Raw genomic sequence first — 15,358 nt, forward strand, 5'->3', positions numbered from 1 at the left:
CCCGCCCTGCCCAGGAGGCGGTGGAGGACCTGATGGACAACCGCCGCCGGGAGCGCGAGGCCCTGGCCGGGCTGTCGGCGCTGAGGGGATTGGCGCCGAAGGGGCGGTAGCCGTCAAGCTGATGATGCGGGCACGCAGCCCTTATAGTTTCATTCCATATCGGTTGTTTGAAATAATTTCCTGCCCGATTCATACTCCCGTCGCCGGCGGCAACGATGCTGGCACATGAAAAGAACGGGGGGATGGGAATAATGGCCACGACATCGATCTGGAATCGCCGGGTGCTGCTGAGGACGGCCGGTGCCGTTGGGGCGGCCCTGGGAAGCGCCGGCGCGCTTACCCCCACATCCGCCCAAGCGGCCGTCCCCGGCGGCCCGACGCCGCTCAGCACGGAGCCGCTGCGGCTGCCGACCACTGAATTCACCTATGAGGCGGTGGTGGAGCTGGAGCCGATGATCGCGCTGGGCAAGGGCCCGCTGGGGGAGCGGCGCATGGTGCCCATCACCGGCGGGACGTTCCAGGGGCCGCGCATCAAGGGTACGGTGTTAAACGGCGGGGCCGACCGGCAACTGGTGCGGCCAGACGGTGTCCTGACGCTGAACGCCCTCTATGAACTGAAGACCGACGATGGCGCCATCATCACCGTGAACAACCGGGCGCTGATCGACGCGCCGCCGGGCCAGGCGCCTTACGCTTACTCCGTCCTGGAATTCGCCGCGCCGGAAGGGCCCCACGCCTGGCTGAACCGGGGCATCTTCGTCGGCACCGTCCATGGCTTGCCGCCGGAGCGGCGCGCCGTGTTGATCCGGGTTTACAAGGTGGTGTGATCCGCCCTACCCAGATCCGCCCCGCCCAAGTCCGCCAGGATAGGGCAGTCCGGCCGGTCGTCGCCGGCGCAGCAGTGGGCCAGGTGGCGCAGCGTGTCGGCCATGGCCTGCATCTCGCGGATGCGGGTGTCCAGGTCGGCCAGGTGGCGCTGGGCGATGGCCTTGACCTCGCGGCTGGGCCGTTCACGGTCGCGCCACAGGGACAGCAGCTGCGCGATCTCCGCCATGTCGAAGCCCAGGGCGCGGGCGCGCTTGATGAAGCGTAGTTCGTTCACCGCGCGCGTGTCGTATTCGCGATAGTTGCCCTCCGACCGGCTGGCCGGCCGCACCAGGCCGACCTCATCGTAATAGCGGATCATCTTGACGCTGACGCCCGAGGCCTTGGCTGCCTCCCCAATGGTCATGGGCCCCATGTTCATGCGGAAACTCCCCGGAAGCGGCGTAGGCGCAGGGCGTTGGTCAGCACGCTGACGCTGGACAGGGCCATGGCCCCGGCCGCCACCATGGGCGACAGCAGCACACCCCAAAACGGATACAGGGCGCCGGCAGCCACCGGGATCAGCACCACGTTGTAGCCGAAGGCCCAGACCAGGTTCTGGCGGATGTTGCCCAGCACGGCGCGGCTGAGCGCGATGGCCGTGGCCACGCCGCGCAGGTCGCCCCGCACCAGCACCACGTCCGCCGCCTCGATGGCGATGTCGGTGCCCGCCCCCATGGCCAGGCCCACATCGGCGGTGGCCAGGGCCGGGGCGTCGTTCACGCCGTCACCGGCGAAGGCCACGCGGCCGTGACGCTGCTGCAGCGCCTTGACCGCCGCCACCTTGCCCTCCGGCAGCACCTCCGCCGCCACCTCGTCGATACCCAACGCCTTGGCCACGGCCTCGGCCGTGCGGCGGTTGTCGCCGGTAACCATGATGACCTTCAGGCCGGCGGCGTGCAGGGCCCGCACCACACCGCCCGCCTCCGGCTTCACCGGGTCGGCCACGGCCAGGATGGCGGCGAGAGTGCCGTCGATGGCGGCGTAGAGCGGGCTCTTGCCCTCCCCGCCCAGGCGCGCGGCGGCCTCCGCCAGCGGCGCGACGCCGATGCCCAGGCGGGTCATGTAGCGGTCGGCGCCAACGGCCACCGTGCGCCCCTCCACCCGCGCCTGGGCGCCGAAGCCGGGCACGGCCTGGAAGCCCTCGGCCGCCGCCGGCGCCAGGCCGCGCGCCCGCGCGCCGGCCACGACGGCCTGGGCGATGGGATGCTCCGACCTGTCCTCCACCGCTGCCACCAGGCGCAGCACCTCCGCCTCGTCAAAACCATCCACCACCGCCAGGTCGGTCAGGGCGGGCTGGCCCTGGGTCAGGGTGCCGGTCTTGTCGAAGGCCACGGCGGCCACGTCGCGCAGGCCCTGCAGCGCGTCGCCCTGGCGGAACAGGATGCCCAGTTCCGCCGCCTTGCCCGTGCCCACCATGATGGAGGTGGGCGTGGCCAGGCCCATGGCGCAGGGGCAGGCGATGATCAGCACGGCCACGCCGTTGACCAGGGCGTAACTCAAGGCCGGGCTGGGCCCGACGAAATACCAGGCGGCGAAGGTCAGCAGCGCCGCGGCCATGACCACCGGCACGAACCAGGCCGTCACCTGGTCCACCGCCGCCTGGATGGGCAGCTTGGCGCCCTGCGCCGTTTCCACCATGCGCACGATCTGCGCCAGCAGCGTGGCCGCCCCCACCTTCTCCGCCCTGAAGCGGAAGGATCCGGCCTTGTTGACGGTACCACCGACGACGGCGGCGCCCGGCCCCTTCTCCACCGGCAGCGGTTCACCGGTGATCATGCTCTCATCCACGAAGGACGATCCGTCCAGCACGGTGCCGTCCACCGGCACGCGCTCCCCCGGGCGGACCAGCACGACGTCGCCCACCACCACCTCGGCGATGGGCAGTTCCACCGTCTGGCCGCCCCGCTCCACCCGCGCCGTCTTGGCCTGAAGGGTCAGCAGGCGCTTGATGGCCTCGCTGGTGCGGCCCTTGGCCCGCGCCTCGAACAGGCGGCCCACCAGGATCAGGGTGACGATGACGCTCGCGGCTTCGAAATAGACGTTGTCGGTGCCGGCCGGCAGCAGGTGCGGCGTCACCGTCGCCACGGTGGAATAGAGGAAGGCGGCGCCAGCCCCCAGCACCACCAGGGAGTTCATGTCGGGCGCGCCGCGCAGCAGGTTGGGCACGCCCTTGGCGAAGAAGCGCCCGCCGGGCACGGCCAGGACGAAGGCCGCCAGCACCAGGCTGGCCCAGCGCCACGGCTGCTCCCCCACCGTGCCGGCCAGCCAGTGGTGGGCGCCGGGGATGAAATGCCGCGCCATCTCCACCGCGAACAGGGGGGCGGTCGCCGCCGCCGCCAGGGTCACGGCCCGGCCCAGGGCGCCGATCTCCGCCGCCCGCGCCGCCTGTTCGCGGTCCGCCTGTCCGGCCGCGTCGTCCTGCCCCAGGGGCTTGGCCTCATAGCCAGCCTTGGTGATGGCCCTGGCGACGGCGGCGATGTCGGCCCCGTCGACCAGCGCCACGCTGGCCCGTTCCGTCGCCAGGTTCACCGTGGCCTCCACCACGCCCGGGGCGGCCCGCAGCACCTTCTCCACCCGCGCCACGCAGCCGGCGCAGGTCATGCCCTGGATGGCGAGTTCCACGGCGTGCGTGCCCGGGTCATAGCCCGCCTTGCGGATGGCTTCGACCACCTCGGGCAGCCGGCCGCCCTCGCCCAGTTCCACATGCGCGCGCTCCGCCGCCAGATTCACGGAGGCCACGGTCACGCCCGGCACAGCCGATATGGCCTTTTCCACCCGCCGCACGCAGCTGGCGCAGGTCATGCCGGCGACAGGGATGTCGACACCACGGGACGCGGGGGCAAGGGGGGCGACATGGGACATTCCGGTCTCCTTCGACGAGATGTCCTCTATACATAGACCCTCCAATGATGGGAGGGTCAAGCCTTCGCTACGGCATTGTCAAAATTCAGTAATGCAGCTGGGTACGGAATTATGGGCAATTATCTAAAATTCAACGCATAAGGATTGATACGGTTGTACCAGGAGTGGCCAGTACCGATGACAGCGCTGGCAAATCCTTTTTGTGCCATTTTCTATGGAAACTACGGATAAGATCCTAAATTCGGCTGTGTTTTTATGAGGAAAGCCGTATACCTACCTGAAAGGATAATATCTGGGCGCCCTGGAGTAGCGGGGATGGTCCGCGAATGGCGGACGGGCTGGCGACGACGGCGGCCCTCTCGGGCAAGTTGGTTGACGGAAGAAGACATGAAGCGCACCCGGCGTTACCTCGGCTTCGCCTTCGCGAACGCCGATCTTCTCCTTGAGGTGGATCCCCAGGGCCTCATCCATTTCGCCGCTGGCGCGTGCCTGGCCCTGATCGGCGTTGGTGATGCCGATCTGGTGGGCCAAACCCTGTTCGACCATCTCGCGCCGGCCGACCAGGCACTGGCACGGCGTTTCCTGGCAACGCTGGGAGAGAACAGCCGCGCCACCCCCCGGCTGATCCGGCTGGTGCGTCGCGACGGTGTCGCCCTGGTCTGCACCATGACGGCTTACCGCATGCAGGACACCCCGCTGGTGAACATCACGCTGAGCCAGTTCGGCGGGCAGGAGATGCCGGTGGCCCCGGCGGAGGGGGAGGTGGACCCGCAGACCCAGTTGCTGACCCCCGGTGCCTTCGCCAAGGCGGCCATGGCCGCCCTCGCGGCGGGCAGCGCCGGAACGGCGGCCTTCACCCTGGTGCAGATGTCCAACCTGCAGGAAATCCGCGCCCATCTGACGGCGGATCAGGACGACCTGCTGATGGCCGAAATCGGCGCCGTCCTGCGGCAGCACAGCGGGGCGGAGACCCTCGCCGGCCGGCTGGGCGAAGACCGCTTCGGCGTCATGACGCCAACCGACCTGACCGATCTGGTCGCGCGCGACATCCTGCAACTGGCCCAGGACCTGGGCCATCCGCTGATGGTCGACGCCCGGACGCTGGATGCCGACAAGGTCGCGCTGAACCGGGCGGACCGCGCCCGCCTGATGCTCTATGCCCTGCGCCGCTTCGCCGAGGACGGGATCAAGGGCATGGAGGGACTGGCGTCCTCATCCTCCCTGGTCGCGGCCTTCGCCCGAGACGCCATGGGGCGGCTGGCCGCCTTGCGCGACAGCCTGCAGGGCAACCATCTGACCCTGTCGTTCGAGCCCATCCACACCCTGGCCACCGGCCGCGTGCACCATTTCGAGGTGCTGTGCCGCATCAATGGCGAACGTCCCGGCCCCACAATCACCTTCGCGGAAGAGGTGGGCATCATCAACGACGTCGACATGGCGGTGTGCGGCATGGCCATGCGGGAGCTGGAGACGGCGGCGCCCGACATTTCATTGGCCGTGAACCTGTCGGCGGCGTCCATCGCCTCCGACCTGTTCATGCAGACGCTCATGGCGCAGTTGAGCGCCCGTCCCGCCCTGGCCGGGCGCCTGTTGTTCGAGGTGACGGAGACCGGACGCCTGGACGACCTGCCCCGCGCCCGCAACGTGCTGAACGGCATACGCCAGCGCGGCTTCTCCGTGTGCCTGGACGACTTCGGCGTCGGCATGACCTCCTTCGCCTACATTCGCGCGCTGGAATTCGACTATGTGAAGCTAGATGGCTCGTTCATCAGCCGCATGTGCGAAAGCCCGCGCGAGGAATCCATCGTCGCCTGCATGCTGGGCCTGTGCCGCGCCCTTAAGGTTCCGGCCATCGCGGAACATGTGGAAACGGCGGAACAGGTGCTACGCCTGCGCAACCTGGGCTGCGCCATGGGCCAGGGCTGGTTCTTCTCCAAGGGCATGCCCCGGCCCCTGCGTCGCGACGTGGACCTGTCCGTCCTCAACCGCCCCTCGCGCTGGACCCCGACGGTCCATGACTTCGGGCGATAGCCGGGCGGCCGGGGCCGGGGAAGCGGCCGCCCGCCGAGTGAGGGAGCCTTTGATCGATCCCGATCAAAGGCATAAAATCACGCGTTGAAGTCCAGGCCCCATTGGCTGTAGCTGTCCGGCTTCTCCGCCCAATCCTCGCGCACCTTCACGAACAGCATGACGTGCACACGGCGGTCCAGGATTTCCTCAAGTTCCACCCGGGCGGCGGCGCCGATGGACTTGATCTTGGAGCCGCCCTTGCCCAGCACGATGGCCTTCTGGTTGGGGCGCTGGACGTAGACGATCTGGCTGATCTTGACGGAGCCGTCCTCGAACTCCTCCCACGCCTCGGTTTCCACCGCGATGGCGTAGGGCAATTCCTGGTGCAGTTGCAGGAACAGCTTCTCCCGCGTGATCTCGGCGGCCAGCAGGCGCTGGGGCATGTCGGACAGCTGGTCTTCCGGGAACAGCCAGGGGCCTTCCGGCAGGCGGGCGGCCAGCTTGTCCAGCAGGTCCTTCAGGCCGTCGCCGGTAAGGGCGGAGATCATGAAGATGTCGGTGAACACGCCCGTCTCGTTGAAGCGCGCCGCCAGTTCCAGCAGCCGCTCATACGGGATCAGGTCGATCTTGTTCAGGATCAGGATGGCCTTGCGCTTGCTGTCCTTCAGGCGATCGATGATGCCGTTGGTGTCGTCATCCACCCGGCGGGAGGCGTCGACCAGCACCGCCACCATGTCCGCCTCTTCCGCGCCGTTCCAGGCGGCGGCCACCATCGCGCGCTCCAGCCGCTTCTTGGGCGTGAAGATGCCGGGCAGGTCGACGAACAGGATCTGGGCGCGGCCATGCATGCCGATGCCCAGCACGCGGGAACGGGTGGTCTGCACCTTGGGGCTGACGATGGAGACCTTGCTGCCCACGGCCGCGTTCAGCAGCGTGGACTTGCCGGCGTTGGGGGCGCCCACCAGGGCCACGAAACCGCAACGCATGGGGGCCAGGGGCTCGCCCTCGTCCTCCTCGTCGTCCTCGAAATCCTCATCCTCGACGTCGTCGTCCCCGTCCAGGTACCCCTCCCCCTCCGGCACGTCCTCATCCGGGGCGTGATCGTGCCCGGCGGCGCCGGCCACCGTGTCTTCTTCGGGAAGGCCGTCCTGGCCGTGTTCGACGTCGCTCATTACCCTGATCCTCAAAAAGAACGGCGGGCCGGGGTGCCTGTCGCACCCGCCCGCCGCCGCATGGGCGGCTTCATGACACAGACGGCGCCTTGGCACCAGCGACGGTGCGGCATCCAAGGATTGCGCACGGCGGAACGCCACCCCACCGCCTTGGAAATTTAACACGGTGTGCCGGATCGTGCAGGCTATAGCTCAGAAACTAAAGGGTTAACGCCCGTCCCGGTCACCAGTCTACCAGGAGCCCGCCCCCATGTCCCTGTCGCGCCGTTTCGCCCTGGCCGCCGTCATGGCCCTTCCGCTCGCCCTGCCCGTGGTGGTTCCCGCCGCCGCTTCCGCCCGCGACCTGGACATCGAGGCCCACCGCGGCGGCCGCGCCCTGTGGCCGGAGAACACGCTCCAGTCCTTCGCCCACGCCCTGTCGCTGGGCGTGACGACGCTGGAGATGGACATGAACATCGCCAAGGACGGCACGGTCATCATCTCCCATGAACGCCACCTGAACCCCGACCTGGCCAAGGGCCCCGACGGCGCCTATGTCACCGCCCCCACCCCGTCCTTCTTCAGCCTGACGCTGGAGGAGATCAAGAAGTACGACGTGGGCCAGCTGCGCCCGGGCAGCGCCTATGGCAGCCATTTCCCCGACCAGCGACCCATCCCCGGCACGTCCATCCCCACGCTGAAGGAGGTGATCGACCTGGTGAAGCGGTCGGGCAACAAGACCGTGAGGATGAACATCGAGACCAAGATCGATCCCACCCATCCCGAGGACAGCCCCACGCCGGAGGTCTTCGTGGACCGGGTGTTGGACGTGCTGAAGGCCGAGAAGTTCGAGGACCGGGTGCTGGTCCAATCCTTCGACTGGCGCACCCTGCAGGTGGTGCAGAAAAAAGCACCGCACATCCCCACCGTCTACCTGACGGAACAGGACCCGCGCGAGCCGTCGGTCAGCCTGACCGCCAAACTGCCCTGGACGGCCGGCTTCGACCCCGTGGACCACGGCGGCAGCGTGCCCAGGGCGGTGAAGGCCGCGGGCGGCAAGGTCTGGTCGCCGCTCTACACCGACATCGACGCCGCGCTGGTGGCGGAAGCGCACGGACTGGGCCTGACCGTCATCCCCTGGACGGTGAACAAGCCGGACGACATGGCCCGCCTGATCGACATGGGCGTGGACGGCATCATTTCCGACCAGCCGGTGCTACTGCGCCAGGTCGCCGCCACCAAGGGCGTCACCCTGCCCAAGGCCACGCCGGTGGAGGCCGTGCCAGCCAAGCGCTGAGCTGCCCAGCCATCCGTGTGCTGACAGCGCCCTCGGGCCGGGCATCCGGTCCGGGGGCGCTTTCTTTTGGCGGGCCCCTTGCCAAATTCATATCGCTCGTTATATCGTACGATATGTTTTGCGATCATAGAGCTTTCCATCCCCCTTTCCTGGCCATGGGCGGGCACGGGGGATGGCCCCACTGGAAGCATGGGGGTGGTGGACACGGCGGCTTCTGGGGCGGTGGCGGGGGCGGCATGCCGGGCGGCGGCCGCAAGCTGTCGTCGGCCGACCTGCAACTGGTCCTGCTGGCCCTGCTGGAGCAGAAGGCCGCCCACGGCTATGAGCTTATCCGCGCGCTGGAGGAACGCTCCGGCGGCTTCTACGCCCCCAGCCCTGGGGTCATCTATCCAGCCCTGACCTACCTGGATGAGATCGGCCACGCGGTGGCGGAGCCGGAAGGCAACCGCAAGCTCTACCGCCTCACCGACGCGGGCCAGGCCCACCTGGAGTCCCACCGGGGCACGGCGCTGGCCATCCTGGAGGCGCTGAGCCGCATCGGTGGCCGCATGGACCAGGTGCGTGAGGCCTTCGCCGGCGTCACCGACGCCGACCCCGCCGCGTCGGAGGAATTGCATCGGGCCCGCCACGCGCTGAAGAGCGCGATGTACGCCAAGCGTGGTTGCGACGCGGTCGAGGCCCGGCGCCTGGCCGACATCCTGCGCCGCGCCACGGCCGAGATATTGAACAACGACACACGAGAGACCGAATGACCGACAGTCAACAGCGGCACCAGATTGGCCGCATGCGTTTCGACACCCGCCGGCGCAGCCTGACGGTGGCCAGCACCATCCGTCTGACACCCAAGATGCTGCGCATCGTCCTGACCTCGCCTGAGCTGGCGGACTTCGACAGCCGGGGCGCCGACGACCATATCAAGCTGTTCTTCCCCAGGCCGGGCGGCGAGCCGCTGATGCGCGACTACACCCCCCGCGCCTTCAGCCAGGCGGACCGCACCCTGACCCTGGACTTCGCCCTGCACGATGCCGGCCCGGCCACGGCCTGGGCCCTGGGCGCCAAGGTGGGCGATACGCTGGAGATCGGCGGCCCGCGCGGCTCCATGATCGTGCCGGACGATTTCGACTGGTACCTGCTGGTCGCGGACGAGACGGGCCTGCCCGCCATCGGCCGCCGGCTGGAGGAACTGCGCGCCGGCGTCCCCGTCATCACCGTGGTGGCCATCGACACCGCGGCCGAGAAGCAGGCCATCGAGACCAAGGCGCGGTGGACCGCCCATTGGATCACCCGCGACCAGGCGGGGCCCAATGATGCCGAAACCCTGCGCCACGCCCTGGAGGGCCTGACGCTGCCCCCCGGCGACGGCTATGTCTGGATCGCGGCCGAGGCGGCGGTGGCCAAGGCCCTGCGCGGTTACGTCATCGACACGCTGAAGCATCCGGCACAGTGGATGCGGGCCTCCGGCTACTGGCTGCGCGGCGAGGCCGGCGCGCACGAGAACCTCTGAGCGGGACTCGAGGGTTCAGCCATACAGGTCGGTGTGCATCGCGTGATCGTAGTGCGCATCGATCGCGTCGGCCTCCACAGCGCTTTTCCGGTTCATCGCGGCCAACATTTGGCCCGGCGTCGGCAGGCTGCCACGTTCCAGCCGGGCGGCCGGATCCCACAGGCGGGCGCGGTTCAGCGCTTTGCCACAATGGAACAGCACCTCGTCCACCGTCACCACGACGGCCACCTTGGGCACCTTGCCGCCCTCCGCCAGATCGGTGCGCAGGGCGGCGTCCTTCGTCAGGCGGCCGCGCCCGTTGATGCGCATGAAGACATCCAGGCCGGGGAACAGGAACAGCATGCCCAGCCGGTCGTCGGCCTGCAGGTTGCGCATGGATTCGATGCGGTTGTTGCCCGGCCAGTCGGCGAAGGCCACGGTCTTGGCATCCAGCACCCGCACGAAGCCCGGCGGTCCGCCGCGCGGCGAGGCGTCCAATCCCCCTTCGCGTCCGGTGGCCAGGCAGAAGAAGGCCGCCTGGCGCAGGTACTGGACGTGAAAGTCGATCAGTTCCGACATGACCGCCTTCTGGACGTGCTCCATGGGCGGGTCGTAAAGCGCGTCCAGGTCGGGGGCGTCGGTAAGCGGGGTGCCCATTTGCGTCTCCATGGCGCTCAATCCAAACCGGTCTTGCCCGGTGCCCAATAGGCCTTGGCCATCCGCCGGGGGCCGGCGATCCCCCGGTCCTTCAGCGCGCGGGTCACCTGCTGGATGGCCGGCGCCCGGCCGGTCAGCACCATGCGCGCCCGGTCTCCGGCGGCATGGGTCAGGGCGTCGATGACCATCGGCAGATGATCATCACCGGGAAGACGGCTGACGATGGTCGCATCCCCCAGCCCAACCGCGTGCAGCACGGACCGCGCCTCCGCCTGGTCCGACACCTCGAACACGCAGCGGAAACCGCTGCCCAGCGCGGCGCGACAGGCCAGCCCCAGGGCGAATGAGGTCTCATCCCCGAACAGCGCCCACGGCCCTTCATGCTCAGTAAAGTCGAGGGAGCGGCGCGGGCCCATGAACTGGCAGCCGTCCCCCTCCCTCAAAGACGCGGCCCACCGGCCGCCCGGCCCATCCCCCGGGGAGGCGGCTCCATGGGAGAAGACAAGCAGTTGGGTCACCCCGGCCGTGGCGTCCCACGACAGGGGCGTGTAGGTGCGGGCGGCCAGGCCCGTGCCCATGGCCACCTGCACCTTCTGTCCCGGCGCCCATGCCACACCCTTCAGCGCATCGCCTTCGAGGCGGATCCGGCGAAAGCGCGGAGACAGGCGCTCCACCGCCGCCACGCGGGCCGGCCGCATGAACCAGCGCAGCAAGGTCCGCGCCACCGCACCCGGCGCGGCGGCAACGGCCTCCCTCCGATCCTGACTGTCCACCATCCGTACTCCCAGGCCCGCCCAGGCGCGGGCGTCCGGGAATTGGTAGCGTCGCGGGGGCTTGGCGTCATTGGTCAATCGTGCCAAATAATTTCGAGAATTCGCCAATAGGCGGCTCATCGAACGAAAGCGGCGCTATGCCCATCCTGAAGGATCTGCCCAGCGATGATGCCGGATGGCCCGCCGACCTGATCGACCCCGATGAGGTCCCCCGGCCCATCGCCGCGTTCGGCATCATCGGGATGACCACCGGCATCGAACTGGCGCCCCACCGTCACCACAGGGCGCAATTGCTGATGGCCTTGCGCGGGATCCTGACGTGCGAGGCAGAGAACGGCTTGTGGATGGTCCCGTCCAACTGCGCCATCTGGATCCCGGGCGGAACCCTGCATGCCATCAAGGCCTCCGGCATGATCGAGGGCTATAACGCCTTCATCGACCCCGCCGTGACGGCGGCGATGCCCGCCTATTGCTGCACGGTGACGGTGACGCCCTTGCTCGCGGCCCTGATGATGCGGGCCGCTGCCCTGCCGCAACTCTACCCCGAGGATGGGGCGGAGGCCCGGCTGGTCACCGTCCTGCTGGATGAGATCGCGGCGGCGCCGGAGGAACGGCTGCACCTGCCCATGCCCACGGATGAACGGCTGCGCCGGCTGGCGGCGCTGATGATGGCCGATCCGGGGGAGCGCGGGAGCATGGAGCAGTGGGCGAGGCGCGCGGGCCTCAGCGAACGTACGCTCGCCCGCCTGCTGACCCGCGAAACCGGGATGAGCTTCGGCCCGTGGCGCCAACGGCTGACCATCATGCTGGCCCTGCAACGGATGGCTGAAGGCGCACCAGTGCAGCAGGTGGCCCTGGACCTGGGTTATGAGAGCGCCAGCAGTTTCGTCACCATGTTCCGCAAGGTCCTGGGTGCCCCACCGGCCCAGTACATGGCCCGGCAGCACGGCGGGGAAAAGCTTAAAAGCCCATGACGGCGTTTTCCGTGGGCAACTGGCGCCGCCGTGTCTCCGGCGGCTGGTCGGCGTGCCAGGCGGCACCGGCATCCGCGGCGGCGGTATCCCGGATCACGCCCGCCAGGGTGAAGCTGTCGAAGACGAAGGGTAGGCCATCAGCCGCCGCGATGTGGCCCAGGTCGCCCACCTGAAGGTGCAGATGCGGGGCGTCCGACTGCCCGGAATTGCCCAGCCGGCCCAGCACCTGCCCCCGGCGCACCGCCTGCCCGGGCCGCACGGTGATGCTGCCGGGGATGAGGTGGGCATAGACGGCGAAAGCGGTGCTCATGCGCAGGATGACCTGGTTGCCGGCGACGGTGTCCAGCGTCACCTTCTGCACCGGCGCCTGGCCGGGCACGTTATCCGGCAGGCCGTCGCGCACGCTGTCTATGATGCCATCCGCCACGGCCAGGACCGGCTGGCCATAGCCGGGCCAGGAGTCGATGTTCGCCGGCTCCCCACCGAACTCCCGCCCGTCTTCGGTCAGCTTCATGAAGTCGATGGCGTAGCGCTCCGGCAGGCGCGCCTGGCCGTCCACCACCATGAGGGTGGTGCGGTGGATAGAGGTGTTGGACAGGGCGTTGAACGCCACCCACCCCCGCCCCATCACTGGCGCCGACAGCACCACGGGCGGGGTCCGGTCCAACGGCACGGTGATGGCGGTGTTCAGCGTGGTGTCAGGCAGGCCCTCTTTGAACGGGGCGATGCTGAGACCCAGCCGCAGGTCGCCCACCTTGAGGTCATCGGCCACCGGAATGTCGAACAGGGCCACGGCATAGCTGTTTCCGGCCAAGATGCCAGGCTGGTGTGAAACGGATTGTGCCGCGTCCTCCACCTTCCGGCCTGGTCGCAACAGTAGATCCGTCAGCGCCTCGCCCTCAAACCGCCCCAGCAGCTGCGGCTGGTCCGCCGTGCCCAGCCGTAGGGTCGCCAACGTCACGGGGATGGTGGAAAAGTTGGCGATCATGGCCTCGAACACGAGGTGCCGACCGGTGGTCGTCGGAACCAGGCTGGCCGGACGCAACACGCGAATGTCCAAGGGGGTGATGGAATGTGCCACTGGTTCGGCGCGTCCCATCACCGCTCCCGCCAAAGCCAGGGCGGCGCCGACCATCAGACCCAGGACGGAATGGCGCACCATGTGGCCTCAGGAAATATGGTTAACGACGCCCCTGATGATGCCGGTTCCGACGGACTGGTCAAGATAAAGCACCTGCCGCCCCGGTCTCCCGCTGGTAGCGAAAATCAAACAAAGCTGATGAACAGGTTAATGCGCGGGCTATCCTCCCGGTCACTATGCCAAGGCACGTCGCCCGACAACATATCCACACCATGAGGTTTAGCCACTCACGTGAGGTTTCCATGCTGTCGCGCATTTCCCTGTCGCTCGTCCTGTCCCTCGGGATGGTCTCGCCCGTCTGGGCCGCTGGGCAAGCCACCAAGACGGATGCCGTGGCCATGGTGACGCGCGCCGTCGCCCACGTGAAAGAGGTGGGGCAGGAAAAGGCCTTCGCCGATTTCAGCACCATGGGCGGCCCCTACACCGACCGTGACCTTTACGTTGTTGTGTACAACCTGACCGGCACCTGCCTGGCGCATGGCGCCAACGCCAAGCTGATCGGCAAGGACTTGAGCGACGCCGAGGACGTTGACGGAAAACTGTACATCCAGGAGCGGATGACGTTGGCCAAGACCAACAAGACCTTCTGGCAGGATTACAAATTCACAAATCCAACCAGCAAGAAGATCGAGCCCAAGGAAATGTACTGCCAAGTTGATGGTGGCCTGGCCGTGTGCGCCGGCATTTACAAGCAGTAGCGCCAGCCAGACGGGGAAGCCCCGTCCATCATCCCTTTCCTGGAATTCTGGAGGCTGGCATGTCCATCGCCAGGCGGATATCTTTATTCTTTTTCCTGCTCGCCGGTGCCACGCTGTGCCTCAACCTGGTGCAGGTCGTCTCCGTCCATCAACTGGCGACCAAGGTTGATTCGGCCTTCGTCCACGGCGTCGAAGCCAACGCCTCCATCGACAATTTCACCATCACCCTGGCCAACCAACGCAAGGCGCTCTACGAACTGGTGGCCCTGGCGGCCACCGGGGCATCGGCCGACAGGGTCCGGGTGGCGAAGGAGCAGGTTCAGGACCTGACGGCACAGGTGGACCGGGCCAGTCCCCATTTCATCGCCGTCGCAACCGGGATCGGCGGGGTCGAAAAGCTGGACGCGATGGGGCCCCTGTTGCGAAAGTACGTCAAGAAAAGCGCCGATCTGCTCGACATCATCGATGGCGACGTCGCCACCACTCTGGGCTTCAGCAGCAGTCTGGAGCGGGCGGCGGCGAGTCTCCAGGAAACCGTCACCGCCATAAAGCCAGGCAAAGCCAGCATCCTGGACGCGCCAAAGCAGCAAGTGTCACACTCCGTCCTCCTTACCTATCTCGTGCTGGCGATCGGCGCCTTGGTGCTGGCGGGCGTCATCATCGCCATGTTCCGCTTCACCACCACCCGAATTGCCCGTCCCCTCGCCAATCTCACGGACATCGCCTACCGGTTGTCCGCCGGTGACCAGAACCTGGCCATAGACCCCGCCCTGAGCCAGAGAAGCGATGAGATCGGGCGCATGGCGGCGGCCGTTGCCGTCCTGGTGGATCACGAGACGGAGCGCGCCCTGCTGCACCAGGAGCAAAGCAATGCCGCCGACAGCGAGCGCGAACGCGCCCATCTGATCGCAAACCTGTCCACCGCCTTCGACAGCGCCGCGCGCTCCAGCTTGCAGGAGACGCTGGCCGCTGTGCGCCAGTTGGAGGAAACGGCCCGCGACATCGCCGCCGGTGCCGATGAAACCCGCGACGCGTCGACCGGCATGGCGACGGCCATCGGCACGGCGGCGGACAATGTTCAGCGGGTGGCCACCGCCACAACCCAGCTCGCCAACGCCCTGACCGAGATCCGGCACCGGGTGGATGTGTCCATTGGCACCGCCCAGGACGCGGTGGCGGAAGCGGAACGCACCGACACCCTGGTGAAGGGCCTGACCGGTGCCGCGGACAAGGTCGGCACCATCGTCAAGATGATCTCCGAGATCGCCGGACAGACCAATCTGCTGGCCCTGAACGCCACCATCGAGGCGGCGCGGGCCGGCGAAGCCGGCCGGGGCTTCGCCATCGTCGCCGCGGAAGTGAAATCCCTGGCCCGGCAGACCGCGCAGGCGACGGAGGAGATCGGCGGCCAGATCGGCGAAATCCAGGACGGGCCAAGACCGCGG

14 protein-coding genes are annotated in these 15,358 nt (G+C 68.0%); 8 read left to right on the forward strand and 6 right to left on the reverse strand.

Going from position 1 to position 15,358, the window contains the following annotated elements; genetic code table 11:
- Positions 1-251 precede the first annotated feature (251 nt).
- Positions 252-827 (forward strand): DUF3237 domain-containing protein, encoded by a 576-nt coding sequence (locus I55_RS21650; protein WP_252181250.1) that lies wholly within the window; start codon positions 252-254, stop codon positions 825-827.
- Here I55_RS21650 and cueR read toward each other — a convergent pair.
- Both cueR and I55_RS21660 read right to left on the reverse strand, forming a co-directional pair.
- Complete coding sequence (gene cueR / locus I55_RS21655) at positions 812-1,231, reverse strand: Cu(I)-responsive transcriptional regulator (RefSeq protein WP_044562682.1); 420 nt, start codon at positions 1,229-1,231, stop codon at positions 812-814. The two genes, I55_RS21650 and cueR, sit on opposite strands and share 16 nt — an antisense overlap.
- Before the next feature lie 11 nt (positions 1,232-1,242).
- The gene (locus I55_RS21660) at positions 1,243-3,729 is read right to left on the reverse strand and encodes a heavy metal translocating P-type ATPase (RefSeq protein ID WP_044562677.1); all 2,487 of its coding nucleotides are present in this window, start codon (positions 3,727-3,729) and stop codon (positions 1,243-1,245) included.
- Between the two features lie 387 nt (positions 3,730-4,116).
- Between I55_RS21660 and I55_RS21665 the strand changes: the two genes are divergently transcribed.
- Entirely contained in the window at positions 4,117-5,760 is a 1,644-nt protein-coding gene (locus tag I55_RS21665) for an EAL domain-containing protein (protein ID WP_049974373.1), read from the forward strand.
- Positions 5,761-5,837: 77 nt separating this feature from the next.
- Here the strand turns inward: I55_RS21665 and era are convergent, their stop codons facing one another.
- Positions 5,838-6,725: a GTPase Era gene (gene era / locus I55_RS21670; protein WP_044562684.1), complete on the reverse strand. Its 888-nt coding sequence runs from the start codon at positions 6,723-6,725 to the stop codon at positions 5,838-5,840.
- 436 nt (positions 6,726-7,161) lie between these two features.
- On the opposite strand from era, the gene I55_RS21675 reads away from it, so the two are divergent.
- The 3 genes from I55_RS21675 (at position 7,162) to I55_RS21685 (ending at position 9,691) form a co-directional block, all read left to right on the forward strand.
- Positions 7,162-8,187: a glycerophosphodiester phosphodiesterase gene (locus I55_RS21675; protein ID WP_199902669.1), complete on the forward strand. Its 1,026-nt coding sequence runs from the start codon at positions 7,162-7,164 to the stop codon at positions 8,185-8,187.
- Positions 8,188-8,423: 236 nt separating this feature from the next.
- On the forward strand, positions 8,424-8,939 hold the full coding sequence (locus I55_RS21680) for a PadR family transcriptional regulator (RefSeq protein ID WP_252181252.1): 516 nt from the start codon (positions 8,424-8,426) through the stop codon (positions 8,937-8,939).
- Entirely contained in the window at positions 8,936-9,691 is a 756-nt protein-coding gene (locus I55_RS21685; RefSeq protein ID WP_085940077.1) for a siderophore-interacting protein, read from the forward strand. The genes I55_RS21680 and I55_RS21685 overlap by 4 nt, the downstream gene beginning before the upstream one ends.
- A gap of 15 nt (positions 9,692-9,706) precedes the next feature.
- On the opposite strand, the gene I55_RS21690 is transcribed toward I55_RS21685, so the two are convergent.
- The gene (locus I55_RS21690) at positions 9,707-10,327 is read right to left on the reverse strand and encodes an MSMEG_1061 family FMN-dependent PPOX-type flavoprotein (protein WP_085940078.1); all 621 of its coding nucleotides are present in this window, start codon (positions 10,325-10,327) and stop codon (positions 9,707-9,709) included.
- A 17-nt stretch (positions 10,328-10,344) separates the two neighbouring features.
- Positions 10,345-11,103, reverse strand: a complete 759-nt coding sequence (locus tag I55_RS21695) for a siderophore-interacting protein (RefSeq protein ID WP_049974374.1) — start codon at positions 11,101-11,103, stop codon at positions 10,345-10,347.
- Positions 11,104-11,237: 134 nt separating this feature from the next.
- On the opposite strand from I55_RS21695, the gene I55_RS21700 reads away from it, so the two are divergent.
- On the forward strand, positions 11,238-12,074 hold the full coding sequence (locus tag I55_RS21700) for a helix-turn-helix domain-containing protein (RefSeq protein ID WP_044562680.1): 837 nt from the start codon (positions 11,238-11,240) through the stop codon (positions 12,072-12,074).
- On the opposite strand, the gene I55_RS33365 is transcribed toward I55_RS21700, so the two are convergent.
- Positions 12,061-13,236 (reverse strand): M23 family metallopeptidase, encoded by a 1,176-nt coding sequence (locus tag I55_RS33365; protein ID WP_049974375.1) that lies wholly within the window; start codon positions 13,234-13,236, stop codon positions 12,061-12,063. The two genes, I55_RS21700 and I55_RS33365, sit on opposite strands and share 14 nt — an antisense overlap.
- 221 nt (positions 13,237-13,457) lie before the next feature.
- Here I55_RS33365 and I55_RS21710 point away from each other — a divergent pair, with 221 nt between their 5' ends.
- Together I55_RS21710 and I55_RS33370 are read left to right on the forward strand one after the other, a co-directional pair.
- Positions 13,458-13,913 (forward strand): cache domain-containing protein, encoded by a 456-nt coding sequence (locus I55_RS21710; protein WP_044562681.1) that lies wholly within the window; start codon positions 13,458-13,460, stop codon positions 13,911-13,913.
- 59 nt (positions 13,914-13,972) lie between these two features.
- The coding region (locus I55_RS33370; RefSeq protein WP_148293889.1) for a methyl-accepting chemotaxis protein at positions 13,973-15,358 on the forward strand (1,386 nt) is incomplete at its 3' end.

This window comes from Azospirillum sp. B4, from assembly GCF_000333275.1.
Taxonomy (GTDB): Bacteria; Pseudomonadota; Alphaproteobacteria; order Azospirillales; family Azospirillaceae; genus Nitrospirillum.

Excerpts from the sequence above, each read along its gene's own strand:
- I55_RS21650 (WP_252181250.1), top strand. The coding sequence starts at position 252 with ATGGCCACGACATCGATCTGGAATCGCCGGGTGCTGCTGAGGACGGCC.
- cueR (WP_044562682.1), bottom strand. The coding sequence starts at position 1,231 with ATGACCATTGGGGAGGCAGCCAAGGCCTCGGGCGTCAGCGTCAAGATG.
- I55_RS21660 (WP_044562677.1), bottom strand. The coding sequence starts at position 3,729 with ATGTCCCATGTCGCCCCCCTTGCCCCCGCGTCCCGTGGTGTCGACATC.
- I55_RS21665 (WP_049974373.1), top strand. The coding sequence starts at position 4,117 with ATGAAGCGCACCCGGCGTTACCTCGGCTTCGCCTTCGCGAACGCCGAT.
- era (WP_044562684.1), bottom strand. The coding sequence starts at position 6,725 with ATGCGTTGCGGTTTCGTGGCCCTGGTGGGCGCCCCCAACGCCGGCAAG.
- I55_RS21675 (WP_199902669.1), top strand. The coding sequence starts at position 7,162 with ATGTCCCTGTCGCGCCGTTTCGCCCTGGCCGCCGTCATGGCCCTTCCG.
- I55_RS21680 (WP_252181252.1), top strand. The coding sequence starts at position 8,424 with ATGCCGGGCGGCGGCCGCAAGCTGTCGTCGGCCGACCTGCAACTGGTC.
- I55_RS21685 (WP_085940077.1), top strand. The coding sequence starts at position 8,936 with ATGACCGACAGTCAACAGCGGCACCAGATTGGCCGCATGCGTTTCGAC.
- I55_RS21690 (WP_085940078.1), bottom strand. The coding sequence starts at position 10,327 with ATGGGCACCCCGCTTACCGACGCCCCCGACCTGGACGCGCTTTACGAC.
- I55_RS21695 (WP_049974374.1), bottom strand. The coding sequence starts at position 11,103 with ATGGTGGACAGTCAGGATCGGAGGGAGGCCGTTGCCGCCGCGCCGGGT.
- I55_RS21700 (WP_044562680.1), top strand. The coding sequence starts at position 11,238 with ATGCCCATCCTGAAGGATCTGCCCAGCGATGATGCCGGATGGCCCGCC.
- I55_RS33365 (WP_049974375.1), bottom strand. The coding sequence starts at position 13,236 with ATGGTGCGCCATTCCGTCCTGGGTCTGATGGTCGGCGCCGCCCTGGCT.
- I55_RS21710 (WP_044562681.1), top strand. The coding sequence starts at position 13,458 with ATGCTGTCGCGCATTTCCCTGTCGCTCGTCCTGTCCCTCGGGATGGTC.